Source organism: Proteiniphilum sp., assembly GCF_040307845.1.
Taxonomy (GTDB): domain Bacteria; phylum Bacteroidota; class Bacteroidia; order Bacteroidales; family Dysgonomonadaceae; genus Proteiniphilum.
In genome coordinates this window covers 15343-28010 of the sequence record NZ_JAWRIS010000065.1, presented here as the reverse complement: position 1 = coordinate 28010, position 12668 = coordinate 15343, and the positions used below count along the sequence as shown (strand labels likewise).

10 protein-coding genes and 1 tRNA gene are annotated in these 12668 nt (G+C 45.3%); 4 read left to right on the top strand and 7 right to left on the bottom strand.

Translation table 11 applies throughout. From position 1 onward, the window contains the following. The first annotated feature begins 63 nt into the window (after positions 1–63). Both ABV001_RS17140 and ABV001_RS17135 read left to right on the top strand, forming a co-directional pair. Complete coding sequence (locus ABV001_RS17140) at positions 64–1170, top strand: sensor histidine kinase (protein ID WP_352423930.1); 1107 nt, start codon at positions 64–66, stop codon at positions 1168–1170. After that, positions 1167–1886 carry a LytR/AlgR family response regulator transcription factor gene (locus ABV001_RS17135; protein ID WP_352423929.1) on the top strand — a complete coding sequence of 240 codons (720 nt, stop codon included), beginning with the start codon at positions 1167–1169 and terminating at the stop codon, positions 1884–1886. Before ABV001_RS17140 ends, ABV001_RS17135 begins: the two co-directional genes overlap by 4 nt. A 57-nt stretch (positions 1887–1943) precedes the next feature. On the opposite strand, the gene ABV001_RS17130 is transcribed toward ABV001_RS17135, so the two are convergent. The 4 genes from ABV001_RS17130 to ABV001_RS17115 are packed head-to-tail and all read right to left on the bottom strand — an operon-like array spanning position 1944 to position 7489. Continuing rightward, positions 1944–4238 carry a GH92 family glycosyl hydrolase gene (locus ABV001_RS17130; RefSeq protein WP_352423928.1) on the bottom strand — a complete coding sequence of 765 codons (2295 nt, stop codon included), beginning with the start codon at positions 4236–4238 and terminating at the stop codon, positions 1944–1946. A 21-nt stretch (positions 4239–4259) separates the two neighbouring features. After that, entirely contained in the window at positions 4260–5708 is a 1449-nt protein-coding gene (locus ABV001_RS17125) for a glycoside hydrolase family 125 protein (RefSeq protein ID WP_352423927.1), read from the bottom strand. A gap of 41 nt (positions 5709–5749) precedes the next feature. Next, positions 5750–6223 carry an Lrp/AsnC family transcriptional regulator gene (locus ABV001_RS17120; protein ID WP_352423926.1) on the bottom strand — a complete coding sequence of 158 codons (474 nt, stop codon included), beginning with the start codon at positions 6221–6223 and terminating at the stop codon, positions 5750–5752. Positions 6224–6247: 24 nt separating this feature from the next. Beyond that, a complete protein-coding gene (locus ABV001_RS17115; RefSeq protein WP_352423925.1) occupies positions 6248–7489 on the bottom strand; it encodes a DUF1015 domain-containing protein in 1242 nt (413 codons plus the stop codon). Between the two features lie 204 nt (positions 7490–7693). On the opposite strand from ABV001_RS17115, the gene ABV001_RS17110 reads away from it, so the two are divergent. After that, positions 7694–8194 (top strand): DMP19 family protein, encoded by a 501-nt coding sequence (locus ABV001_RS17110; RefSeq protein WP_294080976.1) that lies wholly within the window; start codon positions 7694–7696, stop codon positions 8192–8194. Between the two features lie 143 nt (positions 8195–8337). Here the strand turns inward: ABV001_RS17110 and ABV001_RS17105 are convergent. Further along, positions 8338–8412: transfer RNA gene (locus ABV001_RS17105), tRNA-Pro, on the bottom strand. A gap of 140 nt (positions 8413–8552) precedes the next feature. Here ABV001_RS17105 and aspS point away from each other — a divergent pair. Next, on the top strand, positions 8553–10307 hold the full coding sequence (gene aspS, locus ABV001_RS17100; protein WP_352423924.1) for an aspartate--tRNA ligase: 1755 nt from the start codon (positions 8553–8555) through the stop codon (positions 10305–10307). A 21-nt stretch (positions 10308–10328) separates the two neighbouring features. On the opposite strand, the gene ABV001_RS17095 is transcribed toward aspS, so the two are convergent. Then, positions 10329–11228, bottom strand: coding sequence for an EamA family transporter (locus tag ABV001_RS17095; protein ID WP_352423923.1), 900 nt, complete (start codon positions 11226–11228; stop codon positions 10329–10331). A gap of 94 nt (positions 11229–11322) precedes the next feature. Beyond that, positions 11323–12645 (bottom strand): Gfo/Idh/MocA family protein, encoded by a 1323-nt coding sequence (locus ABV001_RS17090; RefSeq protein WP_352423922.1) that lies wholly within the window; start codon positions 12643–12645, stop codon positions 11323–11325. Positions 12646–12668 lie beyond the last annotated feature (23 nt).

The window sequence follows — 12668 nt, the reverse complement described above, 5'->3', positions numbered from 1 at the left end:
ACCACTGTTATGCTATCTTTGCGTAACGGTGGTATTTGCTTTTAAACCGAGGCAAACACACAAATGATCAAGAGAAAACAATACATACTCGAAAACCTGATATATGCTGTTATATGGCTTATCATGTTTATCATACCTTTGGCCGGTTACAGCTTTGAGGGTAGTATCCACTGGAACGATGTGAGAAAATTCTGGGTACGGCTACTGCCGTTTGTCATACTTTTTCTCCTGAACAACTATCTGTTAATTCCCAAATTCCTGTTCCGGAAAAAATATCTGTTGTATATCGGGTTGTTGCTCCTGTCCATTCTTTTCCTGTTTATCGCCGGGCCGATAGTGACAGAAAGCCTGAATCCCGGTTCATATCCGAAAAAAGAGCAGATTTTCAGGAAAAATGACGGGAATCATCCCGGACCTCCTCCTCCCCCCGGTGACCGGAAAAAGGGCCCTCCATTGATGCAATTTCCCAAAAGATGGGGACCCTACCTCAACGGATTGCTGATGGCGATATTGGTGTCAGGATTCAACATCGCGATAAGCCTGCTTTTCAAGTCGATTAAAGATGCCAAACAACTCGATGAACTTGAAAAACGTACACTGCGCACCGAACTGAACTATCTGAAAGCCCAGATAAATCCCCATTTTTTCATGAATACCCTCAATAATATTCATGCGCTGATAGACATCGACGGAACCAAGGCAAAGCGGACGGTAGTCGAACTGTCCAAACTGATGCGATATGTTTTGTATGAGGCCGAGAAACCGCTGATCACATTGGATAAAGAGGTGGAATTTATAGAAAACTACATAGCGCTCATGCGGATACGGTATACAGAAGATGTGGAGATAACTTCCATATATCCTCAGGCTATCCCCTATATCCAGATACCGCCGCTACTCCTGATCACATTGATAGAAAATGCCTTCAAGCATGGAATTAACATAAACGGCAAATCGTATATCCATTCGCAGATGACCATTGAAGACGAACATCTTCTCTATTCCGTGGTAAATACTTTGCCCACGGATCCCATATCCACAACAGGCATGGGACTGGATAATTTGCGAAAGCGACTGGAACTGCTTTTTGGAAAGGACAACTATATGCTGGAGACGTACGCCGGTAACGGAGTGTTTATAGCGAACCTCAATATTCCCGTGAAAACATGAAGATCAAATGCATAGCGATAGATGATGAGCCTCTGGCACTCCAGCAATTATCAAGATATATACTTGATACGGAATTTCTTGAACTGGCGGGCTCGTTCCGTAACGCTTTAGTGGCAGGAAAATGGTTTTCCGAAAATAAAGCCGATGCAATTTTCGTGGACATAGAGATGCCGGGGATCAATGGGTTGGATTTTATACGGGAGATGAATCAAAAACCATTGGTTGTGTTTACCACAGCCCATTCCGAATATGCATTGGAAGGATTCAAGGTAGATGCCACCGACTACCTTTTGAAGCCGATCGACTATCGGGATTTTCTGCATTCAGCGGAGAAAGTGTATCGCCAGTTTCTCTTAATACAGGGGGCAGCTACAGGACAAGGCAATAAACATATCATTTTCGTCCGGTCGGAATATAAAACAATTCCCCTTGCCATCGAAGACATCATTTTCATCGAAAGCCAGAGTGAATATGTACGTATATTTTCACATGAGAAAAGACCTATTATGACACTTGGCAGTCTAAAATCGTATCAGGAGATGTTATCTCCCGGTTTATTCCTGCGTGTGCACCGTTCCTTTATCGTTAATCTTTCTTCCATAAAATCCATCGGCAACAAACAGATACTACTTACCAACGATATGCGCATACCTGTGGGCAAACTATACGAACCTGACCTGAAAAAACATATCAATGAGAATATTCACAGAAAATGAAAAAGTGCCATCCGATAACTTCCGGCGACACTTTTTTTATTTGATATTGCTATAAATTTATTTTTCGTTCGAGAATGAATACGGGAAATCAGACTCCTTTGTACCGCGCATTTTATTAGGGGTTTCGGACATAGAAAAATCAATCTTCGCTCCGTTCATCAACTGATCATGGGTGAAGTAATTTTTGGTGTATTCCTTTCCGTTCATCTTGATATCGGAGACGTATCTCGTTTCACAAGTGTTATCCGGCGCGTTGATCTCAATGGTCTTTCCGTTTTCCAGATGAACGGTCATCTTCTTGAACAAAGGGGATCCGATCACATACTGGTCGGTACCGGGGCAAACCGGATAGAATCCGAGGGAAGAGAAGACATACCACGCCGAGGTCTGGCCATTGTCTTCATCACCGCAGTAACCGTCGGGATTGGGGCTATAGAGTTTATCGAGCACCTCACGTATCCAATACTGTCCTTTCCACGGTTCACCTGCATAATTATAAAGATAGAGCATGTGTTGGATAGGCTGGTTACCATGTGCATACTGCCCCATATTCATCACCTGCATTTCACGGATCTCATGGATCGGAAAACCATAATAGCTATCATCAAAAATGGGAGGGATCACAAATACGGAATCGAGCATATTCACAAACTCCTTCTTGCCGCCCATCAGGTCGATCAATCCCTGCGGATCATGGAAAACCGACCAGGTGTAGTGCCAGCTGTTTCCCTCCGTGAAGGCATCTCCCCATTTCAGGGGGCTGAAAGGGGACTGGAACGAACCATCCTTGTTACGGCCGCGCATCAGTTTATATTCCGGCGAATAGAGGTTACGGTAGTTCTGACTCCGTTTGGCGAAGCGGTCGATCTCCTCCTGGGGACGGTTCAACTCCTTCGCCAGTTTGTAGATTGTCCAATCGGCATAGGCATACTCCAGCGTGCGGGCGGCATTTTCATGAATCCCCACATCATAGGGAACATACCCCAATGTATTATAATATTCATGGCCGTAACGTCCCGTGGCCGTAATCTTGGGATGCACATTCTCGGTCCCATGTAACAGGGCCTCATACAGTGTTTCTATATCATATCCGCGCAACCCTTTCAGGTAAGCATCCACCACCACCGAAGCCGAATTATTACCGATCATGCTCTGCCTGTGCCCGGGGCTTGCCCATTCAGGCAGGAAGCCACTTTCCTTGTAGGTATTCACCCATGCTTGCTGTATCTCCACGTTTACCGACGGGTATACCAGGTTCAACAAGGGAAATAGTGCACGGAATGTATCCCATACACCGGTGTCGGTGTACATATAGCCGGGAAGGATTTTTCCGTTATAGGGACTGTAATGCATGATATTTCCCTGTGCGTCTATCTCATGAAATTTGCGGGGAAAAAGGGTAGAACGATAAAGGGTTGAATAGAAGGTACGCTGTTGGTCTAGGTCACCCCCTTCAATTTCTATTTTACCCAGTACCTCGTTCCATGCATCACGTCCTTCCTGCTTCACGGTTTCAAAATCTTTTCCGGTCACCTCTCTCAGGTTTTGCCATGCCTGCTCGTAGCTGATAAAAGAAGAAGCTACCCGGGCAATCACTTTCTCGCCTTTTTGAGTAGTAAACCCAATGAAAGCACCGGTATGATCGGCTTCCGCCTTATTTCCCTGTCTCTGGATCTTACCATCTTTTACTACCTGCTTATATTGGAACAGTTTATCGAATACCACTACAAAATAATTTTTGAAGTTTTCGGGTACGCCGCCACTGTTTCGCGTAGTATAACCAATGATGGCATTCTTTTCGGGTAGAATTTCTACTCCCGATCCCCTGTCGAATGCGTCGACCAGCACAAAGGCTTTGTCCGTTTCAGGGAATGTAAACCGAAAAATAGCAGCCCGTTCGGTAGGAGTGACCTCCGCTTCAATATCATAATCGGCAAGATAGACACTATAATAATAGGGTTTGGCAACTTCGGCCTTGTGGGAATACCAACTGGATCGCTTCTCCTGGTCAAACTCCATCGTGTCCGTCATCGGGAAAATGGAAAACTGTCCGTAATCATTGTTCCAGGGACTCGGTTGATGGGTTTGCTTGAACCCGTTGATCTTGTAGTCCGTATATACATACTGCCATCCATCGCCGATCTTGCGGGTCTGGGGTGTCCAGAAGTTCATTCCCCAGGGAACTGCTATGGCCGGGTAGGTATTTCCATTTGAAAGAGAAAACTCTGATAAAGTCCCCATCAGAATATTTACATAATCAACCGGGGCACTCTCCGGCTGGTGTGCTGCGCTTCCGAAAAACACCACTGACAGCGACAAAGCTGTTACAATAACAAATAGTTTCCTTTTCATTCTTTTTTATAGATTATCTTGCTATATCGAATTGACCAAATCCATTTTGCCTTCACGTTCAAGATCCACGATCAATTCTCCGAACAGGGTATTTACCCAGGCAAACCATTTCCGACTAAACCGGGTAGGATCATCCTTATGGAATGACTCATGCATAAAGCCCGTATTGCCATCGGTATCGCGTAACATCCGCAGACAATCCCGGATCTCGTCATCACTGTTACTGGTCTGTGCACGCATGATAATGCTCATTGGCCAAATCATGTCATATCCGATATGAGGACCTCCGATCCCTTCCCCTGCCGTTCCTCTGAAGAAGTAGGGGTTATCTTCGCTCCAAATTAGTTTACGCGTATTCAGATAAATGGGATCATCCTGTGCCACACCGTCCAGATAAGGCAATGCCAACAAGCTGGGTATATTGGAATCATCCATTAAATAGGCATTCCCAAAACCATCCACTTCAAAAGCATATACTTTTCCATATTTGGGGTGTTCTACAACAGCATATTGCTGAAGTGCATTGCTTACCTCGTCGGCCAACGCCTTGCTTTCAGTTGCCAGTGCGTTATCACCGACAACTTTCTCAGCAATCTCAGCGATCTGATTCAGCGAGGTGACAGCAAAAAAGTTGGACGGAACAAGGAACTGGAAGGTAGTAGCATCGTCTGACGGGCGGAATGTGGAAACGATCAGCCCCACCGGTCTGACCGGATTACCATATCCGTCATTGTTGACAGTATCCAATTGACGTTCCGTTACCCGTTGAAATTTATAGGGTCCAAGACCCTCTTTGCGTTGCTGTTCTTTGAATGTCTTGATCACGAGCGCCATAGCCTTTTTCCAATCGGTATCGAAGACGGAAGTGTCACCCGTGATTTTCCAGTAGTTATAAGCAAGTCTCACCGGATAGCAGAGCGAGTCGATTTCCCATTTACGCTCATGCAACATGGGATTCATATCGGTACGATCCTTCCTCCACTCACCATTCGGATTGGGATTGGCATAAAAGGCATTGGCATAAGGATCTATAAGGATACATTGCGTTTGTCGGTTGATAACTCCTGCAATCAATTGTTTCAATTTTGCATCGGATCTGGTAAGCGATACGTAAGGCCATACCTGCGCCGATGAATCGCGAAGCCACATGGCATCGATATCGCCGGTAATTACGAAAGTATCCGGTTTACCATTCTTCGTACTGAAAGTTACCGTTGTATCCAATGTATTGGGGAAGCAATTCTCAAACATCCATGCCAGTTTCGGGTCTTTTATCTTCGCTTTTACTCTTGCAATGGTCTCTTCAACAGCCGTTGAAGTAAAATGGCGATCGCGCATTACTGGGCGATTGGAAACAAATTTTGTTTTTGCAGCCGTATCTCTTACTGATGAGGCCGCCCAGACTGGAGGCACAGCCAATACGGTCAATCCCATGGCGCTTTTCCTAATAAAATTTCTACGAGTTATCATAATTATGGTAATTTTACTATACTATCTTTTCAACAGCTTTCTTATTCTTCTTCACTAAATTGAATAGGTATTTTTTTACGGAAACCTTCCTTAAAACACATCATAGTTTCAGTTCTCGATAATCCCAACGGCTGCAATTCGTCGTGGATAATCCTCAACAAGTCTTTATTGTTTTTCGCGAACACCTTGACCAAAAGATCATACTGGCCTGTGGTATAATAACATTCCACCACTTCGGGTATCTTTTCCAATTCGGTTACCACATACTCAAAGGTAGAAGGAGAGGTCAGGAAGATCCCTACATACGCGCAGGTTTCATAACCAATCTTTTCGGCATCCAGCAAAAACTCGGAGCCTTTGATCACCCCTATTCCGGTAAGTTTCTGTACCCGTTGATGGATAGCGGCACCCGAGACGCCACATGCGCGGGCCACTTCCAGAAAAGGGATACGTGCATTATCCACTATCATTCTAAGGATTTTTTCATCCAGTTCGTCCAATTCATGATGTGCCATAGATCTGTTGTATATTAAATATTATTAGTGTAGTTGATGTATCACAAGTCCCGAGCGTAATTTCGGTTCAAACCAGGTAGTTTTGGGAGGCATGATATTACCCGTATCGGCTATATCCATCAGTTGTTTCATTGAAACGGGGTACAAGGCAATAGCAAGGGCCATTTCCCCACTGTCTACCCGTTGCTTCAGCTCGCCCAGCCCGCGTATACCCCCCACAAAATCGATCCTTTTATCACTGCGAAGATCCTTGATACCCAGTATTTCATCCAGTACCAAGTTAGAAGTGATGGTCACGTCGAGTTGACCGATAGGGTCGTTATCATCATACGTCCCGGGCTTTGCCGTCACGCTAAATGAGCGACCGTCGAGATAAATGGAGAATTGATGGAGATTTTGCGGTCTCTGTATCTCGGAACCGGTTGGTTCTACTACAAAGTTGTTCTCCAATTTTTGTATGAATTCATCGGGAGTGAGTCCGTTCAGGTCTTTCACCACCCGATTATAATCGATAATGGTCAGTTGACTGTCGGGAAAACAGACCGCCATAAAATAGTTGTACTCTTCATCCCCATTATGATTGGGATTGTTTCTTGCTTTTTCCGCACCCACCAATGCGGCCGCAGCGGAACGGTGATGTCCGTCGGCGATATACATTGCCGGAATGGCATCAAAAATTTCTGTGACTTTTCCAACAGTCTCTGCATCCGGAATTAACCAGAAATGGTGTCCTACCCCATCGGCCGACACAAAATCATATTCGGGTTCACGAGCCGTGACTTTATCCACAATTCCATGCAATTCCCTGTTATCGGGATAAGCGAAGAAGACAGGCTCCATATTGGCATCGGTGATCCGTACATGCTTCATACGGTCCTCTTCCTTATCGCGGCGTGTCAGTTCATGTTTTTTGATTTTCCCGGTCATGTAATCCTCCACATAAGCACCCAACACCAAACCGTACTGGGTTTTACCGTTCATCGTCTGTGCATAGACATAATACATCTCTTGATCATCCTGAACAAGCCAACCATTGTTCCGGAATAACTTCAGGTTTTCGGCGGCTTTTTCATATACGTCTGCATCGTGCTCGTCCTTTCCCACCGGGAAATCGATCTCCGGCTTGATAATACGATACAATGACTTTTCATTTCCCCCGGCCTCTTTGCGGGCTTCTTCTGAATTCAGCACATCATACGGGCGCGAAGCCACTTCTTTCACTAATGCTTTCGGCGGACGGATGCCTCTAAAAGGTTTTACTTTCATATGATTAAAACTATTTATTTTAATTTTATTCTTGAAGGATTTATTGCACGCAAATATAGCTATTTTCTCCCGAATAATAGGACATTACAAAGCCATTTAAGAAAAAACTATTACTTTTGTTCCGCGGAGGCAGCCGGATAAAACAAAGACTCCGGACAATCGTTTTACCGCATGTTCCTCTTACAACAAGTAAACAAGACTCAAATGATACAGATTCACGAAAGCAAGCTTATCGAGGCTGCCGAAAAAGGGATGGATGAATTCCTGAAAGTGTTTACCGATGCTTATCTTGAAACATTGGGAGGAGAGATCACTGCAGAAAACATGGATCTACTGAACGGGTATCAGCACACGCTTCTTGCGCTTCGTTTTTTTACAGAAGAAGTAAATGAGGGTGGATTCGTCCAACTCATCCAGAATGGCTATGGAGGTTATATCTTCGACAATCCGGTCGCCAAAGCGTTGAAACAGATGGGGGCAAAGGGATTTTCAAAAATCCTCTATAAGGCAAAAGAGATATATGACACCCATCGTACCGAACTGGAACGAGAGACTACCGAAGAGGAGTTCACAGCGATGTATGTCGACTTTGAGCAGTTCGATGAACTGGAAGAGAAGTTTTTCTATACCGAAGAGGAGGAGATCTCCATTATCGCGCAATACGTGGATGAGAACCTGGAAGATTTCGCCGAGATACTTAAATAGGGCGTAACTCTACCGTCATCCCCATGGCAGCCGCTATGTGGTACAAAGTTGATACTGTAGGTAAAGTTATATAGTTATACAACTTTTTAATTTTAAAAAAAGCACCTACCAGAAAAAAACTGATAAGTGCCTTATTATCACCGTCGGGGTGGCGGGATTCGAACTCGCGACCCCCTGCTCCCAAAGCAGGTACACTAACCGGACTGTGCTACACCCCGAAATCGGATGCAAAAGTACAACTATTTTCCAATAATCTCAACATCTAAATGGTTTTTTTATTGAACCGCATGATTCACGCGATATATTGTGTAAATTTGCAGTCTAATTTCAGTGAAACATTAACAAGAGATAGTATCTTATGTACAGAAGCAACACTTGTGGCGAACTCCGGTTGGCCGACGTAGAGAAAGAGGTGACTTTAGCCGGTTGGGTATCCAAAATCCGCAAGATGGGAGGGATGACCTTTATAGACTTGCGCGACCGGTATGGTATTACACAACTGTCGTTCAATCAGGAACTGAATCCCGATCTCTGTGACCAGGCCAACAAACTGGGACGTGAGTGGGTAGTCCAAATCACAGGTACTGTGAAAGAGCGCAGTAGTAAAAATCCAAATATTCCCACCGGAGACATTGAAATCATTGTCTCAAAGCTGAATGTGTTGAATGTTTCCAAAACACCTCCCTTCACCATCGAAACCGAGACTGACGGAGGTGACGAACTACGGATGAAATACCGTTACCTGGATCTGCGCCGCAATGTGGTAAGACAAAATCTGGAATTACGCCACAAGATGGCTTTCGAGACACGCCGCTACTTAGATGAGAGGGGATTCTTAGAAGTGGAGACACCGGTACTCATCGGCTCTACCCCCGAAGGGGCACGCGACTTTATTGTCCCTTCCCGTATGAATCCGGGTGAGTTCTACGCCCTACCCCAATCGCCACAATTGTTTAAACAGTTGCTGATGGTATCGGGATTCGACCGTTATTTCCAGATCGTAAAATGCTTCCGCGATGAAGACCTGAGAGCCGACCGGCAACCGGAGTTCACTCAGATCGACTGTGAAATGTCGTTTGTCAACCAGGAAGATGTACTACAAATCTTTGAAGGACTGACCAAGCACCTGTTCAAGTCGATCAAAAATATAGAAGTACCCGATTTTCCACGTGTAAGTTATGCCGATGCCATGCAGTTATATGGGTCGGACAAACCGGATACCCGTTTTGAAATGACTTTTACGGAGATAAAAGACTTAACCGTAGGAAGGGAGTTCGGGGTATTCGACTCCGCAGAATACGTAGCCGCCATTTGTGCGAAAGGATGCGCTTCCTACACCCGCAAGCAATTGGATGAACTGACCGATTTCGTAAAACGTCCCCAGATAGGAGCTAAGGGATTAATATATCTGCGATATAATGACGACGGTTCATTGAAATCGTCGGTCGACAAATTCTATACAGAAGAAGATCTCCAAAAATGGGCGGAGAGATGTGGCGCCCAACCGGGCGATTTAGTGCTGATACTGGGCGGAGAAACCGAAAAAACGCAGAAACAATTATGTGAGCTGCGCTTAGAAATGGGAACCCGTCTGGGACTGAGGGACAAGAACAATTATAAATGCCTGTGGATAACTGATTTTCCGTTACTGGAGAAAGATGAAGAGTTGAATCGCTTTTTTGCGAAGCACCACCCATTCACCTCACCCAAACCGGAAGATATCGCATTATTGGACACCGATCCCGGCGCAGTTCGCGCCAATGCCTACGATATGGTGATCAATGGCGTGGAGATAGGCGGAGGTTCTATCCGTATCCACGACAGCGGGCTGCAGAAGAAGATGTTCTCTGTACTCGGATTTACTGAAGAACGGGCACAGGAGCAATTCGGATTTCTGATGAGTGCCTTCCAGTATGGAGCCCCTCCCCACGGAGGAATTGCTTTTGGACTGGACAGGTTTGTCTCTATCTTCGCAGGGCTGGACAGCATCCGCGATTGTATTGCCTTCCCGAAAAACAATGCCGGACGCGATATGATGATCGATGCGCCTTCCCATGTGGAACAGGAGCAATTGGATGAATTAGGCATCTTACTGAAAGAACAGGATAAATAGCAGAATCGAATATAATCCCAACTATTTCGTACCCAGATAAAGGAAAATCATTGCCAAAACGATCAAGGAGAGATCGATAATTTTCCCTTTCAGGTTTTTCTCATGGAAGAAAAGGACACCACCGGCAAAGGAGACCAAGACACTGCTCCGGCGTACCATCGAAACGATGGAGATCATTGCGCCGGGCAATGAAAGCGCATAGAAGTACACAAAATCGGCAACAGTTAAAAACAATGATACCAGCAGGATACTCCATTTCCAGGAAAAGGGGGTATTCACTTTTCTTCTGGGATACCATAGCAACAGGACAATTATTCCCATCAGTATGCACTGGTACAGGTTATACCAGAACTGAACGGCGATGAAACTGAAACGCTGCATCAGGTATTTGTCATATAAACCGCTCACGGCACCCAAAACAGCCGCGAGTATGATGAAGAATATCCATTTGTTGTGTGTGAAGCGGATTCCTTCTTTTTTACCGGAAACGGATAGCAAGACGAAGGAAACAATCGTGAGCAGAACACCGATAGTTTGGTACAGATTCAATCGTTCACCAAAAATCAACAATGCTCCGACCAGCGTCATCACAGGACGTGTGGCATTGATGGGGCTTGTGATCGTCAGCGGAAGATGTTTCACTGCGAAATAGCCGAAAAGCCACGACGATAGTACAATAACCGATTTCACGAATATGTAGATATGCGTCTCGAAATCAACATCCGGAACATAATAAATTGATCCGTAAAGTGTTCCGGGAAAATAGCGGGAAAGGACAAAAAGGGGGGATAATAATAATGTACAGAACAGTGTATTCAGGAACAGTACCGGTACGACCGCATTTCCGTTCACCGATTTTTTCTTACAAATATCATAGCATCCTAAAAAGAATGCCGAAACAAACGCTAAAACAATCCACACTTTCGAAAAATTAAAATACTGAATGGTAAAATATACAGTAAAAGCCGCCCGCAAGGCAGCCCTTACTGTAATTGATCACTGTATATACATCCACTTAAAGGATATAACCTTCGCTATAGGTTTTATTGAATAACCGGTTCGCATCTGCCTCCGGATCATCTACAAATTTCTCTGCAGCCGGGTCCCATTTGACGGGACGTCCCAGATCATACGCAATATTTCCCAACGTACAGACCGTACATGAACTGTGTCCTATTTCCACGGGAACCACCGGATCAGTATTATTCTTTATCGATTCAATGAAGTTCACCTGATGCGGGATCTTTGTTTCATAGGCACCTTCCGTTTTTTCCGCCACCGGAGGAAGCAAGCTGTCATCGGAAGCTTTAAAATGGTCTCTCGAGACTTCGATCCAGCCTTTATCACCCCAGAATTTTACTCCTTTCGTCTTCTCCTCATTAAACGGTTCCTCGGTCATCACCACTCCGTTCGCATATTTATAGGTCAGGTACTGGGTATCCTCATATCCTGCCGGGATAATCTCAACCGGACCATTTCCGTCCATCCCAAGTCCCCACTGGACGATATCAAACATATGAGCACCCCAGTCGGTAGTGAAACCACCGCCCAGTTCCTTATACCAGCGCCATGCTCCCCAGAACTGTTCATTCTGTTCCGGATCGAGCGAGACGGGAGGATTCAACTGGGAATTATAATGCACATACTCTGACGGCCCTAACCACAACGGCCAGTTCAGATCAGCAGGCACAGGTTCTTCAGGCAGGTCATAGGGTGTGGGAGGAGCACCTACATAGGCATTCACACGTTCTATTTTCCCGATTTTACCTTCCTGTACCATTTTCACGGCATGCTGGAAATTGGGGTCGGAACGTTGCTGACTACCCACTGCCAGAATCACCCCGTTGTCACGGACAGCTTTCTTCAGCATTTGTCCCTCTTTGATAGTGAATGTCAACGGCTTTTCCAGATAGACATTTTTCTTTGCCTTGCACGCTTCCATCGCTATAAATGCATGCCAGTGGTCGGGCGTCGCAATGACCACGGCATCGATATCCTGGCGTGCGATCAGATCCTTGTAGTTTTCATATACCTCCACGGCTACCTCCGACTGGGCATCAGCATAGTGTTTATTTACACGCTGCAGGAAACGCTCCCTCTTGATACCGTACACATCACATCCGGCAACTACCTGTACATCCGGAATGCCGATAAAACCATTCAACAGAAACATTGCCTGCTGTCCAAGTCCGATAAAACCCAGACGAATCATTCCATCGTCAGTTTCCTGGCTCTTGTTTTGTTTACACGAGGTAAGGAACTGTGGAAAAACAGCCACACCGACCGCGCCTACAGCGGCCGTTTTAAGAAACTTTCTTCTTGTTAATTGATTGCTCATGACTTTTAGATAAAATAAATAGT

Excerpts from the sequence above, each read along its gene's own strand:
- ABV001_RS17140 (WP_352423930.1), top strand. The coding sequence starts at position 64 with ATGATCAAGAGAAAACAATACATACTCGAAAACCTGATATATGCTGTT.
- ABV001_RS17135 (WP_352423929.1), top strand. The coding sequence starts at position 1,167 with ATGAAGATCAAATGCATAGCGATAGATGATGAGCCTCTGGCACTCCAG.
- ABV001_RS17130 (WP_352423928.1), bottom strand. The coding sequence starts at position 4,238 with ATGAAAAGGAAACTATTTGTTATTGTAACAGCTTTGTCGCTGTCAGTG.
- ABV001_RS17125 (WP_352423927.1), bottom strand. The coding sequence starts at position 5,708 with ATGATAACTCGTAGAAATTTTATTAGGAAAAGCGCCATGGGATTGACC.
- ABV001_RS17120 (WP_352423926.1), bottom strand. The coding sequence starts at position 6,223 with ATGGCACATCATGAATTGGACGAACTGGATGAAAAAATCCTTAGAATG.
- ABV001_RS17115 (WP_352423925.1), bottom strand. The coding sequence starts at position 7,489 with ATGAAAGTAAAACCTTTTAGAGGCATCCGTCCGCCGAAAGCATTAGTG.
- ABV001_RS17110 (WP_294080976.1), top strand. The coding sequence starts at position 7,694 with ATGATACAGATTCACGAAAGCAAGCTTATCGAGGCTGCCGAAAAAGGG.
- aspS (WP_352423924.1), top strand. The coding sequence starts at position 8,553 with ATGTACAGAAGCAACACTTGTGGCGAACTCCGGTTGGCCGACGTAGAG.
- ABV001_RS17090 (WP_352423922.1), bottom strand. The coding sequence starts at position 12,645 with ATGAGCAATCAATTAACAAGAAGAAAGTTTCTTAAAACGGCCGCTGTA.